Source organism: Bradyrhizobium sp. KZN70725 (assembly GCF_055264925.1).
In genome coordinates, this window is record NZ_JBUYWT010000015.1 from 12364 (window position 1) to 35727 (window position 23364).

General features: G+C 65.4%; 19 protein-coding genes. 11 read left to right on the forward strand and 8 right to left on the reverse strand.

Annotation, left to right across the window (positions count from 1 at the left end):
- Positions 1-151: 151 nt before the first annotated feature.
- Together ACZBJS_RS16610 and ACZBJS_RS16615 are read left to right on the forward strand one after the other, a co-directional pair.
- Positions 152-499: a hypothetical protein gene (locus tag ACZBJS_RS16610; RefSeq protein ID WP_463438874.1), complete on the forward strand. Its 348-nt coding sequence runs from the start codon at positions 152-154 to the stop codon at positions 497-499.
- Positions 496-1896, forward strand: a complete 1401-nt coding sequence (locus ACZBJS_RS16615; RefSeq protein WP_463438875.1) for a DASS family sodium-coupled anion symporter — start codon at positions 496-498, stop codon at positions 1894-1896. The genes ACZBJS_RS16610 and ACZBJS_RS16615 overlap by 4 nt, the downstream gene beginning before the upstream one ends.
- A gap of 487 nt (positions 1897-2383) precedes the next feature.
- Here the strand turns inward: ACZBJS_RS16615 and ACZBJS_RS16620 are convergent, their stop codons facing one another.
- The 5 genes from ACZBJS_RS16620 to ACZBJS_RS16640 form a co-directional block, all read right to left on the reverse strand.
- Positions 2384-3163 (reverse strand): alpha/beta fold hydrolase, encoded by a 780-nt coding sequence (locus ACZBJS_RS16620; RefSeq protein ID WP_463438876.1) that lies wholly within the window; start codon positions 3161-3163, stop codon positions 2384-2386.
- Between the two features lie 5 nt (positions 3164-3168).
- On the reverse strand, positions 3169-4464 hold the full coding sequence (locus tag ACZBJS_RS16625) for an O-acetylhomoserine aminocarboxypropyltransferase (RefSeq protein WP_069276947.1): 1296 nt from the start codon (positions 4462-4464) through the stop codon (positions 3169-3171).
- 108 nt (positions 4465-4572) lie between these two features.
- Complete coding sequence (gene pncB / locus ACZBJS_RS16630; RefSeq protein ID WP_028343682.1) at positions 4573-5877, reverse strand: nicotinate phosphoribosyltransferase; 1305 nt, start codon at positions 5875-5877, stop codon at positions 4573-4575.
- Between the two features lie 61 nt (positions 5878-5938).
- Positions 5939-9481 carry a molybdopterin cofactor-binding domain-containing protein gene (locus ACZBJS_RS16635; RefSeq protein WP_463438877.1) on the reverse strand — a complete coding sequence of 1181 codons (3543 nt, stop codon included), beginning with the start codon at positions 9479-9481 and terminating at the stop codon, positions 5939-5941.
- A complete protein-coding gene (locus ACZBJS_RS16640) occupies positions 9481-9948 on the reverse strand; it encodes a (2Fe-2S)-binding protein (RefSeq protein WP_057017562.1) in 468 nt (155 codons plus the stop codon). The genes ACZBJS_RS16635 and ACZBJS_RS16640 overlap by 1 nt, the downstream gene beginning before the upstream one ends.
- 275 nt (positions 9949-10223) lie before the next feature.
- On the opposite strand from ACZBJS_RS16640, the gene ACZBJS_RS16645 reads away from it, so the two are divergent.
- The 8 genes from ACZBJS_RS16645 to ACZBJS_RS16680 all read left to right on the forward strand — a co-directional run bounded on the left by ACZBJS_RS16645 (position 10224) and on the right by ACZBJS_RS16680 (position 18481).
- Positions 10224-11672 (forward strand): 6-hydroxynicotinate reductase, encoded by a 1449-nt coding sequence (locus ACZBJS_RS16645; protein WP_463438878.1) that lies wholly within the window; start codon positions 10224-10226, stop codon positions 11670-11672.
- Complete coding sequence (locus tag ACZBJS_RS16650) at positions 11669-12577, forward strand: UPF0280 family protein (protein WP_463438879.1); 909 nt, start codon at positions 11669-11671, stop codon at positions 12575-12577. The genes ACZBJS_RS16645 and ACZBJS_RS16650 overlap by 4 nt, the downstream gene beginning before the upstream one ends.
- A 16-nt stretch (positions 12578-12593) precedes the next feature.
- Positions 12594-13178, forward strand: a complete 585-nt coding sequence (locus tag ACZBJS_RS16655; RefSeq protein ID WP_016842455.1) for an amino acid synthesis family protein — start codon at positions 12594-12596, stop codon at positions 13176-13178.
- Positions 13179-13206: 28 nt separating this feature from the next.
- Entirely contained in the window at positions 13207-14421 is a 1215-nt protein-coding gene (locus tag ACZBJS_RS16660) for an ABC transporter substrate-binding protein (RefSeq protein ID WP_463438880.1), read from the forward strand.
- A gap of 211 nt (positions 14422-14632) precedes the next feature.
- Complete coding sequence (locus ACZBJS_RS16665) at positions 14633-16522, forward strand: ABC transporter permease (protein ID WP_253587487.1); 1890 nt, start codon at positions 14633-14635, stop codon at positions 16520-16522.
- A complete protein-coding gene (locus ACZBJS_RS16670) occupies positions 16519-17310 on the forward strand; it encodes an ABC transporter ATP-binding protein (protein WP_463438881.1) in 792 nt (263 codons plus the stop codon). Before ACZBJS_RS16665 ends, ACZBJS_RS16670 begins: the two co-directional genes overlap by 4 nt.
- Entirely contained in the window at positions 17307-18011 is a 705-nt protein-coding gene (locus tag ACZBJS_RS16675; RefSeq protein WP_038383941.1) for an ABC transporter ATP-binding protein, read from the forward strand. The genes ACZBJS_RS16670 and ACZBJS_RS16675 overlap by 4 nt, the downstream gene beginning before the upstream one ends.
- Positions 18012-18025: 14 nt before the next feature.
- Entirely contained in the window at positions 18026-18481 is a 456-nt protein-coding gene (locus tag ACZBJS_RS16680; RefSeq protein ID WP_057017555.1) for a MarR family winged helix-turn-helix transcriptional regulator, read from the forward strand.
- A 191-nt stretch (positions 18482-18672) separates the two neighbouring features.
- Here ACZBJS_RS16680 and ACZBJS_RS16685 read toward each other — a convergent pair whose 3' ends face one another.
- The 3 genes from ACZBJS_RS16685 to ACZBJS_RS16695 all read right to left on the reverse strand — a co-directional run bounded on the left by ACZBJS_RS16685 (position 18673) and on the right by ACZBJS_RS16695 (position 22424).
- Positions 18673-19341, reverse strand: coding sequence for a hypothetical protein (locus ACZBJS_RS16685; RefSeq protein ID WP_463438882.1), 669 nt, complete (start codon positions 19339-19341; stop codon positions 18673-18675).
- Positions 19342-19443: 102 nt separating this feature from the next.
- Positions 19444-20844, reverse strand: a complete 1401-nt coding sequence (locus ACZBJS_RS16690) for a selenium-binding protein SBP56-related protein (protein WP_463438883.1) — start codon at positions 20842-20844, stop codon at positions 19444-19446.
- A 383-nt stretch (positions 20845-21227) separates the two neighbouring features.
- Positions 21228-22424, reverse strand: a complete 1197-nt coding sequence (locus ACZBJS_RS16695) for an amidohydrolase family protein (RefSeq protein ID WP_076827077.1) — start codon at positions 22422-22424, stop codon at positions 21228-21230.
- A gap of 146 nt (positions 22425-22570) precedes the next feature.
- Between ACZBJS_RS16695 and ACZBJS_RS16700 the strand changes: the two genes are divergently transcribed.
- Positions 22571-23344: a ferredoxin--NADP reductase gene (locus ACZBJS_RS16700; RefSeq protein WP_463438884.1), complete on the forward strand. Its 774-nt coding sequence runs from the start codon at positions 22571-22573 to the stop codon at positions 23342-23344.
- The last annotated feature ends 20 nt before the right edge of the window (positions 23345-23364 follow it).

Sequence of the window (23364 nt, forward strand, 5' to 3'; positions counted from 1 at the left end):
GGGAGCTGGCGCTGTGTCGCCGGTGCAAGCTGCCTCCGAAGATTCCGAGTGGCACGAGTTCAGCGGAACGTGGACCGCGGCTGGCAGCCGCCGCGACATTGGACTCGGTGGCGATCGACGAGCTTCGGTTGCCGATTACAGAGGATCACTCATGCTCTACGGGTCCTCACGTCCTGCGCTGGGCTTCCGCGCCGAGGCCATCGTACTCAACGACAGCGCTACCGGCCTGACAGGACGGGCTGTCTGGACGGATGACACAGACAATCACGTCTATAGCGAGCTTCGCGGCGAAACCACCCCGGCAGGCAATCGCATCGTCGGGACATTTGTGGGCGGCAGCGGTCGGTACAAGGGTGCGACGGGCACCTACGAATTCTCCTGGCGCTTTCTTCTGGAAAACGAAGACGGTGTCGTTCAGGGCCAGTCGATGGGGCTCAGCGGCAAGGTCCGATTTCTTTCAACACCAAGTGAGCCCGGCGCAGGAACGTCCAAGCCATGAAACGCCCCCTCACATTCCTGAAGCCGGCGTTGCCGTTCATGCTGGCGGTCGGCATCTGGCTGACACCCGTTCCGGCTGGATTGACCCCGCCCGCCTGGCACCTGTTCGCCGTGTTTGCATCGGCGATCGCATCGGTCCTGATCGGCTCTTTTCCGTTGCTCCCATCCGCGCTGCTCGCTGTCGCGGCGGTGGTCCTGACCGGCACTATTTCGCCGGCGAAGGCCTTTGCGGGCTTTGCCAACGCCAGCGTGTTGCTGGTCGTGATTGCCTTCCTGGTCGCGCTCGCCGTGGTGAAGTCGGGCTTGGGGCGGCGGATCAGCCTGTTCATGGTCGGTCTGTTCGGCAAATCGTCTCTCGGGCTTGCCTACAGTATCGTCATAACGGACGCCATCATTGCTCCGGGTTTTCCCAGTAACACGGCGCGAGGTGGTGTTCTATTCCCGATAGTGCTGTCGGTCGCCAGCGGGTCCGGTTCGCGACCGGAGGAGCCCGAGGGGCGTAAACTGGGCGGCTATCTCATGTTCTGCGGGATGGCGAGCTTGTCGGTTTCGTCTGCGCTTTGGATGACCGCCACCTCGGCCAACCCGCTCGGGGTCCAGATAGTCAAGGGGTTCGGGGTAGAAATCGGCTTCGGCCAGTGGCTGATCGTGGCCGCAGTGCCTGCGCTGATTGCGCTCTTGCTGCTTCCCTGGCTTGTGGCGCGCATTTTCCCGCCAGGGATTGGCCAAACACCCGATGCACCCGTTGCTGCCCGGAAGGAGCTTGCGGCACTTGGTCCGCTCAAGCGCGATGAATGGATCACGGCCGGAATCTTCGCATTCATGATCCTGGGTTGGGTATTTGGCGATTCGTTGCAGCTGAATTCGACCAGCGTCGCTTTCGCTGGCCTCGGAATGTTGCTCATGTCAAATGTCATAGGATTGAAAGACATTGCAGAACACGGAGAGGCCCTCGAAGCGTTTCTGTGGCTTGCCGTGCTGTTTGCCTTGAGCGGGCAGCTCAACGAACTCGGATTTATGGGGTACGTCGGCCAGCGGCTGGCGTCCTACATCGTCGGCCTTTCGTGGCAGATGACCTACGTCATACTGGTCGCACTGTACGTGTTAATTCACTACATGTTTGTCAGTCAGACTTCACAGGTGCTGGCTTTGCTCGGCGTCTTTGTTGACGTCGGCATCCGAGGAGGCGTGCCCGCACCGTTGATGGCGTTTGCTCTGCTGTTTGCAAGCAGTTACTTCTCAGTCATTACGCCCCAGGGTGGCAGCCAGAACGTCATCTTCGTAAGCAGCGGCTATCTCGCACAGCGGGAGCTCTATCGGCTTGGCCTGCTTGTGACGCTCTTCTTTCTCGCCGTGTTCCTTGTAATCGGAACTCCCTGGATCCTGCTGGTCACGTGACTGCGCGCAGCCTTGACCTACCAGTCTGACTTCGGGAGTTCACTAGGGTTCGAGGCGGCGACAGCATCCGCACGCGCGGATGCGCATGCGATGACGTTTGGCAAAAATTCTGAATAATAGAAGATATCGTTGATTTGCCCGACATGTCAAGTTGCCTCTCCACGCGCCGGCGGGCGCCCTGCTACTTTGCATGGGGTTGTTTTCGATATTTTGGGGGCGCGCACCTTCGAAGGAGGTTCTCCAACTCACCGGCAGTAGCAGCGGCAAACGGCAGTTCGAGTGCAAGAGCATCGGAGCGGGGTGAGGGTTCTGTCTCCCCGATCTCATCTGCGGAGAGAGCCCCTCATCCGCCGCCGTAGCCGACGCTGCGCGTCGGCGTTGTTTAGAAACGGCGGCCATTGGCCGCCTATGCCACCTTCTCCCACATCCGCCTTCGCCAAGGCTACGGCGGACATGAGGGGAGAAGGGAAGAGGAGCTTGCGCGCCGCTACTGCAGCGCTGCCAGCAGTTCGTCGGGCGTCTCGACCATCATCATGTGGCCGGCGCCCGACAGCACGACGGTGCGGGCGTTCGGCGTCGCGGCGGCGAGTGTCTTGCCGGCCTTGGCCGGGGTCATCATGTCGCGTTCGCCGAGCACGAAGGTCGCGGGCACCTTGACCGCGGCCGCAGCAGTGAGCGCGTTCTGGTAGGCGTTGCAGGCGTTGAGGTCGTTGTAGAGCACGCCGGGCTTCGCCTCCTGCAGCACCCGCTGCGCGCCCTGATGCATCCACAGGCCCGGCGCGAGGCTGCCGCCGAGCTCGGCCTTGAAGCCGAGGCCCCAGATCGAGACCATGTCGATCGCAGCGACGTCATTGGCCTCGGCGGCCTTCAACAGATCGGGGCCGACCGTCATGGTCGCGGCGGTGCCGATCAGCGCGAGGCCTGAAACTTTGTCGGGATGCCGCGCCGAGGTCTCGATCGCGATCAGCGAGCCCATCGAATGGCCGATCAGCCGCGCTTTCGACGCGCCGGCTGCCGTGATCAGCGCCGCGATCCAGTCGGCCATCTCGGCGATGGTCGGGAGCGGCTGGCCGGCGGAGCGGCCGTGGCCCGGCAGATCCGGCGCCAGCACGGAATGGCCATGATGGGCGAACCAGCGGCTGTGCAGCGCCCAGGTCGAGGAATCGAAGCCGGCGCCGTGGATCATCACCACCGCCGGCAGCGACGGATCGAACGGCTTGCCGCCGGTCGCGATGAAGGTGTCTGATCCGTTCACGGAAAGCTGCATGGCGCTCAAGTCCTTTGCGAGGCGCGCAGCGCCTGGCCGAGATCGTCGATGATATCCTGCGCGGTTTCGATGCCGACCGACAGCCGCACCAGCTCCTCGCCGATGCCGGCGGCCTTGAGCTGCTCGGCGTCCATCTGCTGATGCGTGGTGCTGGCGGGATGGATCACCAGCGTCTTGGCGTCGCCGACATTGGCGAGATGGCTGATCAGCTTCAAGGACTCGATGAACTTCTTGCCGGCGGCGCGGCCGCCCTTGATGCCGAAGCTGACGATCGAGCCGGCGCCGCGCGGCAACAGCTTCTTGGCGAGCGCGTAATCCGGATGCGTCTCCAGCGAGGGATGCAGCACCCAGTCGACCGCCTTGTTCGCGGCGAGGGCGTCCAGCACCGCATGGGTGTTGCTGACGTGGCGGTCCATGCGGACGCCGAGCGTCTCGATGCCCTGCAGCAGCTGGAACGCGTTGGTCGGCGACAGGCAGGCGCCGAAATCGCGCAGGCCCTCGGTGCGGGCGCGCATGATGAAGGCGGCCTTGCCGAACTGCTCGTCGAAGACGATGCCGTGATAGCCGGCATAGGGCTCGGTGAGCTGCGGGAATTTGCCGGAGGCGCGCCAGTCGAACCGCCCGCCGTCGACGATCACGCCGCCGATCGCGATGCCGTGGCCGCCCATCCATTTGGTCGCCGAGTTCATCGCGATGTCGGCGCCGAGCTCGATCGGCTGGCTCAGATAGGGCGTCGCAAACGTATTGTCGATCAGAAGCGGAATCTTCGCATCATGCGCGATTTGAGCCACCGCGGGGATATCGAGTACTTCGAGGCCGGGATTGCCGATGGTCTCGCCGATCACGAGGCGGGTGTTCGGCTTGATCGCGGCACGGAATTCGTCGAGCGCACGCGGCTTCACGAACGTCGTGGTGATGCCGAACCGCGGCAGCGTGTGCGCCAGCAGATTGATGGTGCCGCCATAGAGCGAGGCGGAGGCGACGATGTGGTCGCCGGCATTGAGCAGGGTCGCGATCGCAAGATGCATCGCGGCCATGCCGCTGGCGGTGCAGATCGCGCCGACGCCGCATTCGAGCGCGGCGATGCGCTCTTCCAATACGGCGGTCGTCGGATTGGAGATGCGGGTGTAGATGTGGCCGGCGCGCTCCAGATTGAACAGCGCCGCGGCATGATCGGCATCCTGGAACACGTAGGACGTGGTCTGATAGATCGGAACCGCGCGCGCGCCGGTCGCGGGATCGGGGCGCTGGCCGGCGTGCAGGCTCAGGGTTTCGAAGGCAGGCGGCTTGGGTGCGGGCATGCGAAACTCGTCGGGTCAGTCGATGGGAGTGGTGGGTTGGCGAGGAGTCTTTTGTTTGACGCGTTTTCTTCACGCGAACCGGTGTCCACTTCGCTTGAAAACGCTTTGTTAGACGTGAACTGCGGTGCGAACACGGCCGACATTGCCGAACACGCGCAGATAGCGCTCGACCTCGGAGGGGATGCCGGTCGCCTTCTCCGGATTGTCGGAGAGCTTGACGGCTGGTCGTCCGTCGACCGACGTCACCTTGCACACGATCGAGATCGGGTCGAGCTCGGCGGTGCCGTCGGGCGCGCAGCCGACGAAATCGTTGGTGAGGTTGGTGCCCCAGCCGAAGCTGACGCGCACGCGTCCCTTGAAATGGTGGAACGTCTCCTCGATCGAGCCGACATCCATCGCGTCGGAGAACACCAGCAGCTTCTCCTTGGGATCGCGGCCCTTCTGCTTCCACCATTTGATGATCTCTTCGCCGGCGGTGATCGGCGGCGCACTGTCGGGACGAAAGCCGGTCCAGTCGGCGACCCAATCGGGCGCGTCGCGCAGGAACGGCTTGGTGCCGAAGGCATCGGGCAGCGCGATCAAGAGGTTGCCGCCATAGGTGTGGCGCCACTGATCGAGGATGCGATAGGGCGCCCAGCGCAGCGCCTCGTCGTCATTGGCGAGCGCGGCGGCGACCATCGGCAGCTCATGCGCGTTGGTGCCGATCGCCTCGAGGTCGTTGTCCATCGCGAGCAGCACGTTCGACGTTCCGGTAAAGGAGGGGCCGAGGCCTTCCTTGACCGCCTCGACGCACCAGCGCTGCCAGAGGAAGCCATGGCGGCGGCGTGTGCCGAAATCGGACAGCCGCAAGCCGTCCAGCTTGCGCAGCCGCTCGACCTTGGCCCACAGCTTTGCCTTGGCGCGCGCATAGAGAACATCGAGCGCGAAGCGGCCGTAGGTCTTGGTCGCCGCGCGCGAGCGCAGCTCGTTGAGGATCGCGAGCGCCGGGATCTCCCACATCGTGGTGTGGGTCCACGGCCCGTGGAAATGCAGCTCGTACTGGCCGTCGACCTTGTGCAGCTCGTATTCGGGCAACCGGAAGTTCGAGAGCCAGTTGATGAAATCGGGCGAGAACATCTGGGTCTTGCCGTAGAACGTGTTACCGGCGAGCCAGATCAGCTCCTTCTTGGTGAAGCGGATGGTGCGGGCGTGGTCGAGCTGGGCGCGCAGCTCGGCCTCGTCGATGACCTCGGCGAGTCGGATATGGGTCGAGCGGTTGATCACCGAAAAGGTCGTGCGCGTGTCCGGATAGCATTCCCGGATCATCTGCTGCATCAACAGCTTGTAGAAATCGGTGTCCAGCAGGCTGCGCACGATCGGGTCGAGCCGCCAGCCGTGGTTGTAGGTCCGGGTCGCGATATCTGTCACGGTCATGCGGGAACCTTAGCCTGCCGGGCGCCGCCCGCCCAGTGGGTATCGGGCGGAACATGGCAGGTCAGCGCGCTATGGTCTGCCGTATACGGCCGACGGTGGCGGCGACATCGGCCCAGGCCGGCTTGTCAGGGGCAAATTGCCGCCGGAGGAAGCTGACGAGCTCGGCGACCTGGCCGTCGCTCATGCTGTCCTTGAACGCCGGCATGTAGCCCAGATCGGTCACGGCCGGCTTGGCGATGCCGTGCAGGATCACCTGGATCAGATTGTCGGGCGCGTCGCTGTGCAGATTGCTGTTCAGCGCCAGCGACGGCCGGCTGCCAAACAGCGGCGGGCCGCCGACCTCATGGCAGACCGCGCAGGCGCCTTGATAGATCCGCGCCCCCGCCGAGGCGGAGGTGGTGACGACGGTGCCGGCTTCGAGCTTGGCGGCCATGGCATCGTGCGCCGACCGATTGGTGCCCTCGTTGAACGAGGCGAGGTAGACCGCCATCGCGCGGATGTCCTGGTCGGGCAGCGCGGCGAGCTCCTGCACGACCGGCGCCATCGGCCCTGCGGCAACGCCGTGCAGGCGCGACTCGCCGGTGCGCAAATAGGCGTAGAGCTCGTCCTCGCTCCAGGGGATCGGCGCCTTCGACAGCGACGTCAGCGCCGGCGCCTCCCAGCCCTCGGCGAAGCCGCCAGCGAGATAGGCGCGCTGCCGTTCGGCGCCGAGCGCATTGCGCGGCGAGTGGCAGGCGCTGCAATGGCCGAACCCTTCGATCAGATAGGCGCCGCGATTCCATATCGCTGACTTCGATGGATCGGGCTGGAACGCCTGCGCCTGATGGAACAGCGCATTCCATCCGGCGAGCAGCGGCCGCAGGTTGAACGGAAAGACGAGCGCGTTGGCCGGCGTTTCGGCGCGCTCCGGCGCCTGCGCCATCAGATAGGCATAGAGCGCCTGCAGGTCGGCGTCACTGGTCCTGGCGAAGTGCGTGTAGGGGAACGCCGGATAGAGATGGCGCCCGTCGCGATGAATGCCCTCGCGCATCGCGCGCTCGAAGGCGGGATAGGACCAGGCGCCGATGCCGGTGTCGACGTCGGGCGTGATGTTGGTGGTGAAGATGGTGCCGAACGGCGTCTCCAGCGGCCGACCGCCGGCGTTCGGAACGCCATGCTCCGACGTATGGCAGACGGCGCAGGCGCCGAGCGCTGCAAGCTCCTTGCCACGGGCGATCGTCGCAGCGGAATAGACCGAGGCGTCGGGCCGGGCGATCGGCGCGATCGCGCGCCAGGGCAGCACGGCCGCGCCGATGCCGATCGCCGCTGCGCAGAGTGCGGCAATGCCGGCGAGCACGCCGCCGCGCTTTGCAAAGGGATTCTGCCATCTGTTGAGGTCGGCCGTCTGCGCAGGCGGCGGGAGCGGGGCGGGCGCGACCGGTTGCTCGCCGCGCAATCCCTTCAAAATGCGTTCCGGTGTGAACGGCAATTCGCGGAAGCGGATGCCGGTCGCGTCATAGATCGCGTTGGCGATCGCAGCGGCGCTCGGCACCGAGGCGGACTCGCCGACGCCGAGCGGCGGTTGATCCTGCCGCGGCAGCATCAACACATCGATCTTCGGCAGCTCAGGAAACTTGATGATGGGGTAGGCGCCCCATTCCCGCGCCGCCACCGCGCCGCGCTCGAAGGAGACCTCCTCCATCAGCGCGCGGCTGGTCGACTGGATGACGTTGCCCTCGATCTGGTGCCGCACCCCCTCCGGATTGATCATCAATCCGGAATCCTGGCCGGCGACGACGCGGGTCACGCTGACATCGCCGGTCGCCTTGTTGACAGCGACGTCGGCGATCCATGCCGACCACGCCGCGCCGTAACCGGGAAACTTGCTGTGCACGTAGAGCGCATAGGCAAAGCCGCGGCCGCGCACGATGTCGCCGTCCGCCTCGGGCTCTTTCCACACCGGGCGCGGCGTCCAGCCGGCGCGCTCGGCAACGGCATTGACGAGATCGATCGCGCGCTTATCCTTCAGATAGCGCAGCCGGTACTCGATCGGATCGACCTTCGCCTCCGCCGCAAGCTCGTCGATGTAGGATTCATGCGCAAAGGTGTTCGGCAGCGCCGAGACGCCGCGAAACCATGACGCGCGCACGATCGGCGGCATGTCGTTGGCGATCACGCGCATGTTCTCGTAGTCGTAGGGCGGGATCGCGGTGCGGTCGCCCATCTCGAACACCGCGGCTTCAGGCGCGATCCGCCCTGTGAGCAGCAGTGCCAATGTCGGCGCGCCGTTCGAGGGATAGCGCGTGGCAAAATCGTAAGCGGCGACGCTGCCGTCGGCGTTGAGCCCGCCATTGACGTCCATCAGCTGCGCGGTGCCCTTCGGCTCCCAGGCATGCTCCTGCTCGCGGGTGAGCTGCACGCGCACCGGGCGGCCGACCGCGCGCGACAGCAGCAATGCATCGGCAGAGACATCGTCGGCGCAGTTGCGGCCGTAGCAGCCGGCGACCTCCATCCGGATCACGTCGATCTCGGACTCCGGCCGCTGGATCAGCAGCGCCAGGTCGCCGCGCAGGATGTGCGGGTTCTGGGTGCCGGACCAGACCCGGATCGCGCCCTCGCTGTAATCGGAGACCGCGCACGACGGGCCGATCGAGCCGTGCATCTGGTAGGGCCAGAGATAAGTCCGCTGCATCGGCTTGGCGGCGGCCTTGAGCGCGGCGTCGACGTCGCCCTTGTCGATCAGCTGGCGCGGCGTCGAGGGATTGGCGCGCAGCGCCTTCTCCACGTCGGCAAGATCGGTCAGCGCCGGTCCCGGCTTCCAGCTCACCTTGAGCTGCGCGGCGGCCTTGATCGCATTCTCCTCGCGCTCGGCAACGACGCCGACGAAATCGCCGATCCGCACCACCGCGACGAGGCCTGGAATATCGCGCACCGAAGCTTCATCGACCGCAATCAGGCTGGTGCCGACGAACGGGCCGGCATCGACGCCGGCGTAAGGGGGGCGGACCACGCGGCCGTGCAGCATGCCGGGCACGCGCACATCGTGAACGTAGACAAGCTCGCCGGTGGCCTTCGCCAGCACGTCGACGCGCGGCACGGACTTGCCGACGACGGAATAGGCGCTCACGGCCTTGACCGGAACGTCGTCGGCAAGATCGAGCCGGATGGTTTCGTCCGCGATCAGCTCGCCATAGCTGACGCTGCGGTTGTCGTGGCCGCGGATCAGGCCGTCCTCGATCGCGAGGCTACTCGCCGGCAGCTCAAGCCGCTCGGCCGCGCGTGCGAGCAAGAAGTGTCGCGCTTGCGCGGCGGCCTTGCGCAGGGGAACGGCGGTGATCTGGATGGTTTCGCTTGCGATCGTCGGGCCCTGGTTCGGCACCACGGCGGTGTCGCCGAGGATCACGACGACGCGGGCAAAGGAGACGTCGAGCTCTTCGGCAACGATCTGACCGAGCGCGGTGCGGATGCCGGTGCCGAGATCGACATGGCCGTTATAGGCATTGACCGTGCCGTCGGCCGTGATGGTGATGAAGGTCTCGAACTCATCTTCGGCGCCCAGCACCGCAGGGCGGACGACCGACAGCGAGCCGCGCTGGCGTTGCTCAGGAGCCCGTGCGTCCACCATCAATCGCGCGCCTCGAGCGCGTGGCCGGCCGCACGCATCGCCGCGCGGATGATCTCGATATGCGCGCCGCAGCGGCAGAGGTTGTAGCGCAGCGCCTCCAGCACCTCATGCTCAGACGGATTGGGATTGCGCGTCAGCAAGGCCTTGGTGGTGATGATCATGCCATTGAGGCAATAGCCGCACTGCGCGGCCTGTTCGTGGATGAAGGCATCCTGCACGGGATCGGGGTGCTCGCGGCTGCCGAGACCTTCGAGCGTGACGATGTTGCGGCCGGCGCAGCCCTCGATCGGAATCACGCAGGCACGCGCAGCGACGCCGTCGATCAGCACCGCGCAGGCGCCGCACTCGCCGAGCCCGCAGCCGTATTTCGGCCCGTTCAATTCGAGGTCGTTGCGCAGCACGTGAAGCAATGCGGTGTCGGGAGCGGCGTCGACATCATGATTCCTGCCGTTCACGGTCAGGCGCATTGCCCCGGTTCTCCCTTGATGTTTGCGCTGCAACGTCAGCGTCGGATCGCCGACGAGGATAACGTTTGTATACAAACGTGCAAGCGGCGACATGCCGCGCTGCAGCGCGTGCCCGCTTTATGAACAGGGTGCGCACGCGAAGGGCACGGTTTGATTGCAAAGGCCGCTTGACAGGTCACGGGCTCGCGCGCAGGATCATTCGTATACGAACGATATGCATGGGAGGCGGAAGCGCAGTATGATCGACCGCCGCCACAAGTCCAGGCTTGGTCACGATGGCTGACACAATGACCGTCGCCGCCGGCGACAAGCTCCGCTGCGATGCCTGTCCGGTGATGTGTTACATCAAGCCGGGCGCGGCCGGCGCCTGCGACCGCTATGCCAATCATGACGGCACGCTGGTGCGCGTCGATCCGCATGTCGTGCTGGAGCGCACCATGTCGCACGGCGGCAAGCTGGTTCCGTTCCAGGTGAGTGGCGACTGGGACGGCAAGATCGTCCGCCAGCCCGAACTGTTCGTCACCGCGATCGGCGCCGGAACCACCTATCCGGACTACAAGCCTGCGCCCTTCATCGTGTCGTCGGAAGTCGACGGCGTCGACATGGTCACCGTGGTGACCGAAGGCATTTTCTCGTATTGCGGCGTCAAGGTGAAGATCGACACCGACCGCTACCTCGGCCCGGAAACCGCGACCGTGCGCGCGGACGGCGAGGCGGTCGGCCATGTCACGACCAGCGAATATGGCTCGCAGATGCTCTCGCTCGGCGGGGTGCATCATCTGACCGGCGGCTCCAAGAAGGAAGGTCGCGTCACCTGCGACACGCTGATGGATCTCTCCAACTGCAAGGCGGTGGAGCTGACCATCGACGGTGGCGCCACCGTCGTGGTGCAGGCCGGCCGGCCGCCGATCGTCAATGGTGTGGCAGAAGAGCGCATGCGGGTCGGATGCGGCTCGGCGACCATCGGCATGTTCGCCAAGCAATGGCACGGCAAGGTCGATGAGGTCGTGGTGGTCGACGACCACATCACCGGCGTGCTCAGCGAACACCAGGCCGGCAAGCTGCTCGACATCGCCGACACCGGCATCAAGATGAAGGGGCGGCGCTCGACGCCCGGCCGCTATTTCCAGGTCGCCGATCCCGGCACCGGATGGGGCGGCACCAACATCTCCGATCCGCTGTCGATCCTCGGCCCCTTCAATGCGAAGGAGGCGCGGCCCGGGCTCACCATGCTGATGGTCTCGACCACCGGCGAGCATGCGTCCTACTACGTGCTCGACGAGGCGCTGAAGCCGGTCGAGACCGAGATGCCGGCGGACCTCAAATTTTCGGTCGAGCGCATCCAGGAGAATTGCGAGCCCGCGCTGTGCACCGTGCTGTTCATGGGCGGCGCGGGCGGATCGCTGCGCGCCGGCGTCACCGATAATCCGGTGCGGCTGACGCGCTCGGTGAAGGACGCGCTGACGCGGGTGACCAGCGGCGGTGCGCCGGTCTATGTCTGGCCCGGCGGCGGCATCACCTACATGGTCGATGTCACGCAGATGCCGGCCGGTGCCTTCGGCTACGTGCCGACGCCTGCGCTGGTAGCGCCAATCGAATTCACGATGCGAATGTCCGATTATGCGGCGCTCGGCGGCCATATGGACTATGTCCAGCCGCTGTCGTCGCTGCGCGACAGTGCCGAGGTCCGGCCGATGCCGTATCTTCCGGGGCGGCGTGCATGAAGCGGCTCCCGCAAATTGCGCTCCTTCCTGACGGCAAGCGGCTGCATTTGCAGGACGGTCCGATTGATCTGGTTGTCGAGGCCAAGGGCGGCGATGCTGACATTCGTACCGCCTATCAGGCTGCGGCGGCGCGCTTCACCGGATTGCTTGACGAACTCTGCGCGGAACTGACCGAACTGCGCAGCGCAGCCGCTCCGGGCGGGTGCACGCTGAAAGGCGTGGTCGCGCTGCGGATGCTTGCAGCGGTCGCGCCGTTTGCCGCCGATTGCTTCATCACGCCGATGGCGGCGGTCGCGGGCTCCGTCGCCGAGGAAATCCTCGGCGCGATGCTTGAGGCCGCGCCGCTCGACCGCGCCTATGTCAACAATGGCGGCGACATTGCCCTGCATCTCGGCGACGGCGAACAATTCACTGTCGGTCTGATGGATCGGCCCGACCGTCACGGCGTGATGCGCACCATGACGGTCGATGCCGATATGCCGGTTCGCGGCATCGCGACCAGCGGCCGCCACGGCCGCAGCTTTTCGCTGGGCATTGCCGATGCCGTCACCGTGCTGGCGCGGACGGCGTCGCAGGCGGATGCTGCGGCGACCGTGATCGCCAATGCGGTCGATCTGCCCAATCATCCCGCGATCCTGCGCGTTGCGGCGAGCGAGCTGCAGCCCGACAGCGACCTCGGCGCGCGGCTGGTGACCCGCGATGTCGGGCGGCTGGCGGAACACGAGGTTGAGCAGGCGCTCGAGGTGGGGGCGACGCGGGCGCGCGACCTCCTGATGTCGGGATTGATCGAGGGCGCGGCATTGCGTCTACTGGGCGAAACGCGGCTTGTCGGTGCAACTGGGATTGGGGCGCCGGCGTCGCACGCGTTTCAGGGACAAACGATAGAACACATGCTGCGGGCATGACTGGAAGCGAGGCAAGATGAGCGCCGTCATTCGCAAGATCGTCACCGTGGTCGAGGAGACCCATCTGGAGATGGGCAAGACCATCGCACCGCCGACAAGGCGTGCCGCCGCCATCGCCGTGATCGAGAACCCCTTTGCCGGCCGCTATGTCGAGGATCTGTCGCCGCTGATCGCGATCGGCGAGGAACTCGGCGAACTGCTCTCGAAGCGGGCCGTCGCCGCGCTCGGCATCGACGGCGCCAAGGCGCACAGCTACGGCAAGGCCGCCGCCGTCGGTGAGAATGGCGAGCTCGAGCATGCGGCGGCGATCCTGCATCCGAAGATGGGCGCGCCGGTGCGCAAGGTGCTGTCGAAGGGCGCGGCGCTGATCCCGTCGTCGAAGAAGCGCTCCGGCCCCGGCACCACGCTGGATATTCCGCTCGGGCACAAGGACGCGGCTTTCGTGCGCAGCCATTTCGACGGCATGGAGGTGCAGATCAACGACGCGCCGCGGGCCAACGAGATCATGGTCGCGGTCGCGGTAACCGACAGCGGGCGACCGCTGCCGCGCGTCGGCGGGCTGACGGTCGGCGAGATCAAGGGCGAAGACGGATTGCGATAATCTCTTTGAAGAAAAACTGGAGGACGGGATGCGTGGTTATTTCGTAGGGGCGGGATTGGCGATCGCGGTCGCGACCATGGCAACGAGTGCCATGACAACGCAGGCCATGGCGCAGAGCGAAATCAAGATCGGCGAGATCAACTCTTATTCCTTGCTGCCGGCATTCACCGAGCCCTATCGCAAGGGCTGGCAGCTCGCGGTGGAGGAGATCAATGCCGCCGGCGGCATCGGCGGCAAGAAGCTCGTGGTCATTTCCAAGGACGACGGCGGCAAGCCGGCGGATGCCCAGACCGCGGCGAACGAGCTGGTGTCGAGCGAGAACGTCGCGATGCTCACCGGCACGTTCCTCTCCAATATCGGCCTTGCCGTTTCTGACTTCGCCAACCAGAAGAAGGTGTTCTTTCTGGCGGCAGAGCCGCTGACCGACGCCATCACCTGGTCGAAGGGCAACCGCTACACGTTCCGCCTGCGTCCGTCGAACTACATGCAGGCGGCAATGCTGGTGGAAGAAGCCGCAAAACTGCCTGCAAAACGCTGGGCGACGATCGCGCCGAACTATGAATACGGCCAGTCGGCGGTCGCGGTGTTCAAGAAGCTGATGTCGGCGAAACGGCCCGACATCCAGTGGGTCGACGAGCAGTGGCCGCCACAGGGCAAGATCGACGCCGGCCCAGTGGTGCAGGCGGTTGCCGCGGCGAACCCGGAAGCGATCCTCAACGTCACCTTCGGCGCCGACCTCGTCAAGCTCGTGCGCGAAGGCAACACCCGCGGCCTGTTCAAGGGCCGCACCGTGGTGAGCTTCCTGACCGGCGAGCCGGAATACCTCGATCCGCTCAAGGACGAGACGCCGGAAGGCTGGATCGTCACCGGCTATCCCTGGTACGCGATCAAGACGGCTGAGCATGACGCGTTCCTGAAGGCCTACCAGGCCAAGTACAACGACTATCCGCGGCTCGGCTCGATCGTCGGCTACCAGACCATCAAGGCGGCGGCGGCGATCCTTGCCAAGGCCGGCTCGAGTGATCCGGAGAAGCTGATCGCGGCGGCGGAAGGCATCTCGATGCCGTCGCCATTCGGCGAGATCACCTTCCGCAAGATCGATCACCAGTCGACGCTGGGCGCCTTCACCGGCAAGACCGCGCTGAAGGACGGCAAGGGCATCATGGTCGACACCGCCTATCGCAAGGGGGCGGACTATCTGCCCAGCGATGCCGAGATCGAGAAGCTGCGGCCGAAGGATTGATTTTTTTCTTCTCCCTCGCCCCGCTCTTGCGGGGAGAGACTTGAACTTCTCCCTCTCCCCGTTCTTACGGGGAGAGGGGTGGGGTGAGGGGCTATCTCCGCGAACGAGCGCGCGGAGAGTCCCCCTCACCCGAAACTCAAGCTGGCGCTTGAGTTTCGACCTCTCCCCGCAGGCGGGGCGAGGTGAACGGAAACTCCAACGCGGACCGCCCATGGCTTTCTACGTCGTCCAGTTCCTGACCGGTCTTGCCAGCGCGGCGTCGCTGTTCCTGGTCGCTTCGGGTCTGTCGATCATCTTCGGCGTGACGCGGATCGTGAACTTCGCGCATGGCGCGTTCTACATGCTCGGCGCCTATGTCGCCTTTACCCTGACCGAGCGCTTTTCCGGTGCGCTCGGCTTCTGGGGCGGCATCGTCGTTGCCGCGCTGGCGGTTGCTGCGATCGGCGTGCTGGTCGAGATGGTGCTGCTGCGCCGGATCTATCATTCGCCGGAGCTGTTCCAGTTGCTCGCCACCTTCGGCCTGACGCTGATGGTCGAGGACCTCGTGGTGCTGATCTGGGGGCCGGACGATCTGGTCGGCCGCCGCGCGCCCGGCTTCAAGGGCGCGATCGATTTCTTCGGCCAGAATATTCCGAGCTATGACCTGTTCCTGATCGTGCTCGGGCCGGTCGTGCTCGGCGTGCTCTGGCTGTTGTTCCAGCGCACCCGCTGGGGTGTGCTGGTGCGCGCGGCGACGCAGGACCGCGACATGGTCGCGGCGCTCGGCGTCAATCAGAAATGGCTGTTCACCAGCGTGTTCGCGCTCGGTGTCTTCCTCGCCGCGCTCGGCGGCGCGCTGCAGATTCCGCGCGATGCGGTCAATCACGCGATGGATCTGCGCGTCATCGTCGAGGTCTTCGTCGTGGTCGTGATCGGCGGCCTCGGCAGCATCATCGGCGCCTTCGTCGCGGCGGTGCTGGTCTCGGAGCTCAACGCCTTCGGCATCCTGATCTTCCCGAAGATCTCCATCATCCTGGTGTTCCTGGTGATGGCGGTGGTGCTGATCGTCCGGCCGTGGGGGCTTTTCGGCAAGCCGGAGGCACCGGCACGGCGCACGCCGGGGCTGACCGTCAATCCGTGGCGTCCGCTGACGATGAACGAGCGGTTCGCCGCGATTGCCGTGCTGGTCCTCGCCGCCGCGCTGCCGTTCGTCGCCGGCAATTATTTGCTCACGGTCGGCTCGGAGATCGCGATCTTCGTGATCTTCGCGGTCAGCCTGCACTTCCTGATGTCGGTCGGCGGGCTCGCCTCGTTCGGCCACGCCGCCTATTTCGGCCTCGGCGCCTATGGCGTGGCGCTGCTCGCCAAGATGGCCGGCCTGCCGATGATTGCCTGCCTGCTGCTCGGGCCGCTGCTCGGGCTCCTCGGCGCCGCCGTATTCGGCTTCTTCGCGGTGCAGCTCTCCGGGGTCTATTTCGCGATGCTGACCCTGGCCTTTGCCCAGATCGTCTGGTCGATCGCGTTCCAATGGGTGTCGGTCACCGGCGGCGACAACGGCATCCTCGGGGTCTGGCCTGCGAGCTGGGCGGCGAGCCCGTCGCATTTCTACTGGCTGTCGCTCGGCATCGCCGCGCTCGCGGTGGTGATCCTCCGCATCATCGTGTTCTCGCCGTTCGGCTTCGCGCTGCGCGCGACGCGCGATTCGCCGCTGCGCAGCGAAGCCATCGGCATCGACGGCAAGCGCATCCAGTGGACCGCCTTCGTCATTGCGGGCACGGTCGCCGGCCTTGCCGGCGCGCTGTTCGCCTATCTCAAGGGCAGCGTGTTCCCCGACAATATGGGCATCTCGCTGTCGGTCGATGCGCTGGTCATGGTGCTGCTCGGCGGTGTCGAGACGGTGTCGGGCGCGGTGGTCGGCGCCATCGTCTACAAGGCGCTCAACATCTGGCTGGTTAGCCAGACCGATTGGTCAAAACTCGTGCTCGGCGCGTTCGTGGTGCTGATCGTGGTCGCGTTCCCGAAGGGCATCGTCGGCACGCTGGAAGCCTTCATGCATCGCCGGCGCAAATCCTCGTCGTCGGTATCGCCCTTGCTGACCTCCCGCATCGAGAGCGCCGAATGAGCATGGTTCCCATATTGCTGTCGGTCGAGGGGCTGACCAAATCCTATGGCGGCGTGCATGCCGTGCGCGGCGTCTCCTTCGAACTGCGTGCCGGCGAGATTTTGGCGCTGATCGGGCCGAACGGCGCGGGCAAGAGCACCTGCTTCGACATGCTCAACGGCCAGAACATTCCCGACAGCGGCCGCATTCGCGTGCTGGGCGCGGAGACCACGGGCAAGAAGCCGCGCGTGATCTGGCGCATGGGCGTCGGCCGCACCTTCCAGATCGCGGCGACATTCCCCACCATGACGGTACGCGAAAACGTGCAGGTCGCGCTGGTCTCGCATGGCGGGCAATTGTTCAACCTGTGGGCCTCGACCGCCCGCCACGCCCGCGACGAGGCCGGGCGGCTGCTCGATCTGGTCGGCATGGGTGCCTATGCGGAGCGGCCCTGCGGCGAGCTCGCCTATGGCGACGTCAAGCGGCTCGAGCTTGCGATCGCGCTCGCCAACCAGCCGAAGCTGCTCCTGATGGACGAGCCGACCGCCGGCATGGCGCCGCGCGAGCGCGTCGAGCTGATGCGGCTGACGGCGCGGATCGCGCGCGAGGAGTCGATCGGCGTGCTGTTCACCGAGCACGACATGGACGTGGTGTTCGAGCATGCCGACCGCATCCTGGTGCTGAACCGCGGTAGCCTGATCGCCGAAGGTTCGCCCGAAGAGGTGCGCGGCAATGCCCAGGTGCGGGCGATCTATCTCGGCGAGGGCCTCGTCTACGATGCGCGGCACCGCGAGGGAGCATCGGCATGAAGCTGACGGTAAAGGATCTCAACAGCTTCTACGGCCCGGCGCATATCCTGTTCGACATCGCACTCGAGGTCGGCGAGGGCGAGGTGGTCGCCTTGCTCGGGCGCAACGGCGCCGGCAAATCGACCACGTTCCGCTCCATCGTCGGCCTGGTCGAGAACCGCTCCGGCCGCGTGATGTTCGAGGGCCGGGACGTCTCCGATTTGCCGACGCATGCGATCGTGCGGGGCGGGCTCGGCTATGTGCCGGAGGAGCGGCGCATCTTCACGGATTTGACGGTCGAGGAGAATCTTGAGGTCGGCCGTCAGCCGAAGCGGGCAGGCGCGCCGCAATGGGATCGCGAAAAACTGTTCAAGCTGTTCCCGAACCTCGGCGAGATGCGCGGCCGGCCCGGCGGACGCATGAGCGGCGGCGAGCAGCAGATGCTGACGATCGCGCGCACGCTGATGGGCAATCCGTCGCTGGTGCTGCTCGATGAGCCCTCGGAGGGGCTGTCGCCGAAAATCGTCGAGCAGATGGTCGATGCGATCCTGGCGATGAAGAAAGAGGGCGTTAGCATCGTCGTCTCCGAGCAGAATTTGCATTTCGCCCGGCTGATCTCGGATCGCGCCTATATCATCGAGCGCGGCCGGATCTGTTTCGGCGGCACCATGGCGGAGCTCGATGCGCGTCCGGATATCCGGGACGCGCATCTGTCGCTGTAAGGGCGGAGTGGACAATGGCGAGGAGTGCGGCACCGAAGCGAAACGGGAAGGCGACGAAGCCGGGATATGTGCTGGACGAGCAGATCGGCTTCATCCTGCGCCAGGTGTCGCAGCGCCACGCCGTGATCTTCGCCCGCGAGATCGGCATCAATCTGACGCCGACACAGTGGGCGGCGCTGTCGAAGCTGTCCGAGGTCGGCGCCTGCTCGCAGAACCAGCTCGGGCGGCTGACCTCGATGGACGTTGCGACCATCAAGGGCGTGATCGATCGCCTGACCGCGCGCGGCCTGACCGAGACCTCGCCGGATCCCGACGACGGCCGCCGCCTGCTGGTGAGTCTGACGCGCGCCGGCCAGCAGATGGCCGACAAGGCCGCACCCAATGCGCTGGTGATCTCCAGGGAAACGCTGGCGCCGCTGGACGCCAAGGAGCGCGAGACGCTGATCGCGCTGCTCGGCAGGCTGCGGTGACATTATCTATCCCCGTCACCCTGAGGAGCCGCGCGCAGCGTGGCGTCTCGAAGGGTCGACGGCCCCGACTTCTGCCGTGGGCCGTTCACCCTTCGAGGCACGCTTGGGCGTGCACCTCAGGGTGACGGGTCGCCGCTACTGCTTCGTGCGATCTCCAGCGTCTTACCTACGGGCAGGGTGCCGCGTCCGGACTACGTTGCAAGACCAAGCACCAGCGCAACGACACCCACCAGCACCAGGCTGAGCGCCCAAACCGTGTCCAGATTGAACCAGCTCCGGGATACGAATTTGAGGCCAAGGTAGCGGTAGACCAGCCACGCCAGGCATCCGCCGGCGGCGATCATAGCGCCGGCATGGACGATGGAGACCAGCACGGCCATCGTGAGGCTGGTGTCGATCAGGCTGTTGGCGGCCGCATGGCCTTGGTCGGCTTCAGCCTCGCGGCACAGCCCCAGATAGATCGGCACCAGCATCAGCGCCGCGCCATGCGCGATCGCCACGGCGAACGACCACAAAGCGAGTTGCGTCGGCGGTATCCGCGCCAGGGCGCGCGGATGGCGCCGGTCGATCAGCCGATAGACACCAAACAGGATGACGAGCAGGCTGGCGCCGATCCGGATCGTGCGCTGCCATTCGACGAGCGTGATCAGCAGCGCGAACGGAAGGATCACCAGCAGCATCGCCAGCAAATGACCGATCGCGAGCGGGCCAAGCGCGGTCAGCAGCGCGCGCGAGCTCCTCTGCATCAATCCCGCGGAAACCGCGAGCGGCCAGCCCATGCCCGGGTTGATCCCGTGGTAGAGGCCGCTCGCGATGACCGCCAGCCACAGCCAGGCCGGAGTCCAGTCGGCCGGGCTCACGTCAGGGCCCTTTCCGTTCCGATCGAATCGGAACGGGCTCTGGATTCTTGTTTTGACGCGTTTTCTTCACGCGAACCAGTACCCACTTCGCTCGAAAACGCTCTAGACCGACGGATAGCAGAACGAGTCGGTGGAGCAGTCACCGCCATCGAGCCGGATCTGGTGCGCCCGGTAGCCGTCGGGGAAGCTGACGCAGTAGTCCTTCGCCAGTTCGAGCCCTCCGCCCGGGCTTGCATTCGCCATCACCTCGGCGCCGGGAATGCCTTGCGGATAGAACTGGTCGTCCCAGGTCGAGTAGAGCGAATTGGTCCAGTACACCCGCTTGCCGTCGCGGCTGATCTCGACCATCTGCGGCCCGCCGGCAAAGGCCTGTCCGTTCGGGTGAGGCGCGCGATGAACGATGCCGCCGATGCGGACCGATCCGGCGAGCTTCGGCTTGCGCGGATCGCTGACGTCGTATTGGCGCATCTCGCCGGTGCCCCAGCAGGCGACATAGAGAAACTTGTCATCCATCGACAAGTCGATATCGGTCACCAGCGGAGGTACGGCGCCGAAACCCTGCAACAGCGGCGGCAGTTGGTCCTTCGATGCAGGCTCGGGCGGGATCGTCACCGTCTTCTCGATGTGAAACTTGCCGCCCTCGCGCCACCAGGTCCAGATCGAACCCTCGAGGTTCGTGGTATCGACGACGACGCCAACGAAGCCGTGTTCGCGAACCGGATCGTGCGCCGGACGCACCTCCAGCGCCATCTGATGATTGGCGCCGAGGTCGATGGTCTGGACATTGCGTCGGGCGCGCAGGTCCCAGAAATGCAGCCGATGGCCGTATTTGTTCGACAGCAGGTCTTCCGGCACGATGCCGTTCTCGAACTGCGGTGGCAAGGCCCACTCGCTGCTCACCATGTAGTCGCGCGGCAGATTCCACCAGAAGTCATAATGCTTGGTCTGCGGCCCACGATCGATCTCCCACCGGCCGAGCACCTCGAATGTCTCGCAGTCCATGATGAAGATGCCGGGCGGCCCGTCGGTGCCGTCCTTGCCGCTCCCGCCGAGCGTGCTGACATAGATGCCTTCCGGCCCGCAGTGGATGGTGTGCGGTCGCGAGTAGCCGGTCTTCTTGAAGATCTCCTCGGGCTCGATGATCTTGTGGATCTTCGCTTGCGTCGGATCCGGCTTGGTGTCGACGATATAGATCCGGGAGGATCGCATGCCGGGGATGATGAGATAGCGACGCTCGAGGAAGGCGTGTCCGGCCAGCGGGGACAGCGCCGACGAGCAGGCGTTCCAGCCGAAATGGTGGAACTCGTCGCCCTTGTTGGGCATCGTCACCGTGTGGACGATCTTGCTGTAGGTCGGAGAGCCGGGCTTGACGTCGATCACCGCGAGTGCGTCCGGCTTTGAAAAATCCGGACTGAGCAGCACGGTGTAGGCAAAGCTCTCGGCCGGTGCTTCCATCGCGAGCTTCGGCGACGCGTGGAACGTAGGATCTGGCCTCATCGTCATCGGCTGCCTCCTGATTGCCTGGTGTAGATCAACACGGCATGGCGGCACGCAGCAGCAAGAACTATCCGGATCGAAAATGCCTCTTGCGAGTGCCGCCGGCTAAGGTTCGCTTGCGGTCAGGATACACCGCAATGGTGACAGGTGAAAACAAGGTTCGGTTACGCAGGCGGCGCGGCAAAGCCGCGCGCCGCCGGGCGCGCGATCTGGCAGCCCGCTCAAGGGGTTGAGCAACCGATCCAGCAGGCTCAGCCTGAGAGCAAGTGAATGTATGACTGACGAGTGGCACCAAACGTTCAGCGCCGTCCCGGCCTTCGCCGGGGCGACACCGGATATGTTGCACCGCTGTTCACCCCGTTACCTCCGCGCAACGGCTTTGGTGCACGTCACTTCGCCACCACCTCCGGCACCTTGCCCGCGGGCGGCGTGTTGCGGCTGCGCTGGGTGCGGACGATGCCGTCGATGATGGTCATGCCGATGCCCGGGAGATCGCCGAGCTGAACGCTCTCCAGGATGTTCTTGCCCGGCGAATGCTGTGCCTTGTCCATCAGCACGAAATCGGCCGAGCGGCCGACCTCGATCAGGCCGCAATCGAGCTCGCGCATCCGCGCGGTGTTGCCGGTCGCCAGGCAGAACGCCAGCTCGGCCGGGAGCTCGCCGAGCGAGGACAGCAGCGAGACCATCCGCAAGATGCCGAGCGGCTGCACGCCGGAGCCGGCGGGCGCGTCGGTGCCGAGGATGACGCGGTGCAAATCGCCCATCTCGCGCGCGGTGCGCAGCGTGAACAGCGCCGAGCGCTCATTGCCGTTATGCACCAGCTCGAGTCCGCGCTTGCAGCCCTCGCAGATGCAGCGGATCTGGTCGTCGGGCAGGGCGGTGTGGCCGCCATTGATATGACCGACCACGTCGGTGTCGGCCTCCAGCACCACGTCCTTGTCGATCAGGCCGGAGCCCGGGATCGACGGGCCGCCGGTGTGGATCGTGCTTTGAATGCCGTATTTGCGCGCCCAGCCGACCATCTTGCGCGCGGTCGGTCCGTCCTTGACGCCGCCGAGCCCGACCTCGCCGAGCAGCTTGACGCCGGCGGCGGCCATCTCCTTGAAGTCGTCCTCCACCATCTCGCATTCGATCACGGGAGCGCCGGCATGCACCTTCACGCCGCCCGGTCGCAGCGTCCAGAACGCGCGCTGTGCGAAGATCGCCATCGCCTTCAACCCGACGACGTCGCGCGGACGCCCGGGCATGTGCACCTCGCCGGCGGAGATCATGGTGGTGACGCCGCCATGCAGATAGCTGTCGATCCAGTTGATCTGGTTCTGCCGCGGCGTCCAGTCGCCGGCGACGGGGTGGACGTGGCTGTCGATCAGGCCGGGCGCGACCGTCGTGCCATTGGCATCGACGATGGTGGTGGCGCCTTCGGTGTCGACGTCCTTGAGGCGGCCGATCGCAGTGATCTTGCCGTTCTCGGCGACGATGGTGTCGGCATCCAGGATCGGCTTTTCCAGGGCCCCCGACAGCAATAGCCCGATATTGCGGATCACCAGCTTGCTCGGACCGGTCGCCTGGGGTGCATCGTGCGCCATGGTTTTTCCTTTAGGTTCAACGCCTTCGCCGGCCATTGTGCCCGTGGCTTGACGGCCGGATCAAGCTGGATTATTCATTTGTATACGAACGATCGTGTACAAATGATTTTGCCGCCAATCCGGCCCGCGCGTCAAGGAAACTGACGATGAGCAATTTCAACCAGGAAAGCGTCCTCAGCGTTCACCACTGGACCGACACGCTGTTCTCCTTCAAGACCACGCGCAACCCGTCGTTCCGCTTCCGCAACGGCGAGTTCACCATGATCGGGCTCAAGGTCGGCGAGAAGCCGCTGCTGCGGGCCTACAGCGTCGCCAGCGCGAATTACGAGGACACGCTGGAGTTCTTCTCGATCAAGGTTCCGGACGGCCCGCTGACCTCACGCCTCCAGCACCTCAAGGAAGGCGACGAGATCATCGTCAGCCGCAAGGCGACCGGCACGCTGGTCATCGACAACCTCGAGGATGGTCGCAACCTCTATCTGGTCGGCACCGGCACCGGCCTCGCGCCGTTCCTCAGCGTGATCAAGGATCCCGAGACCTACGACCGGTTCGAGAAGGTCGTGCTGCTGCACGGCTGCCGCCGCGTCAAGGAGCTCGCCTATGGCGAGATGATCACCGAGAAGCTGCCGCAGGACGAACTGATCGGCGAATTGGTACGCGACCAGCTGATCTACTACCCGACCGTGACGCGCGATCCGTTCCATAACCGCGGCCGCATCACCGACCTCATCACCTCGGGCAAGCTGTTCACCGACATCGCCCTGCCGGCGCTCGATGCCGCGCATGACCGCGTCATGATCTGCGGCTCGCCGGCGCTGGTCGCCGACACCCGCACGCTGCTGAACGGCCGCGGCTTCGTCGAAGGCAATCACGGCGAGTCCGCGCAATTCGTGGTCGAGAAGGCGTTCGCCGAGCGCTGAAGCTCGGCACGCATCTCGCC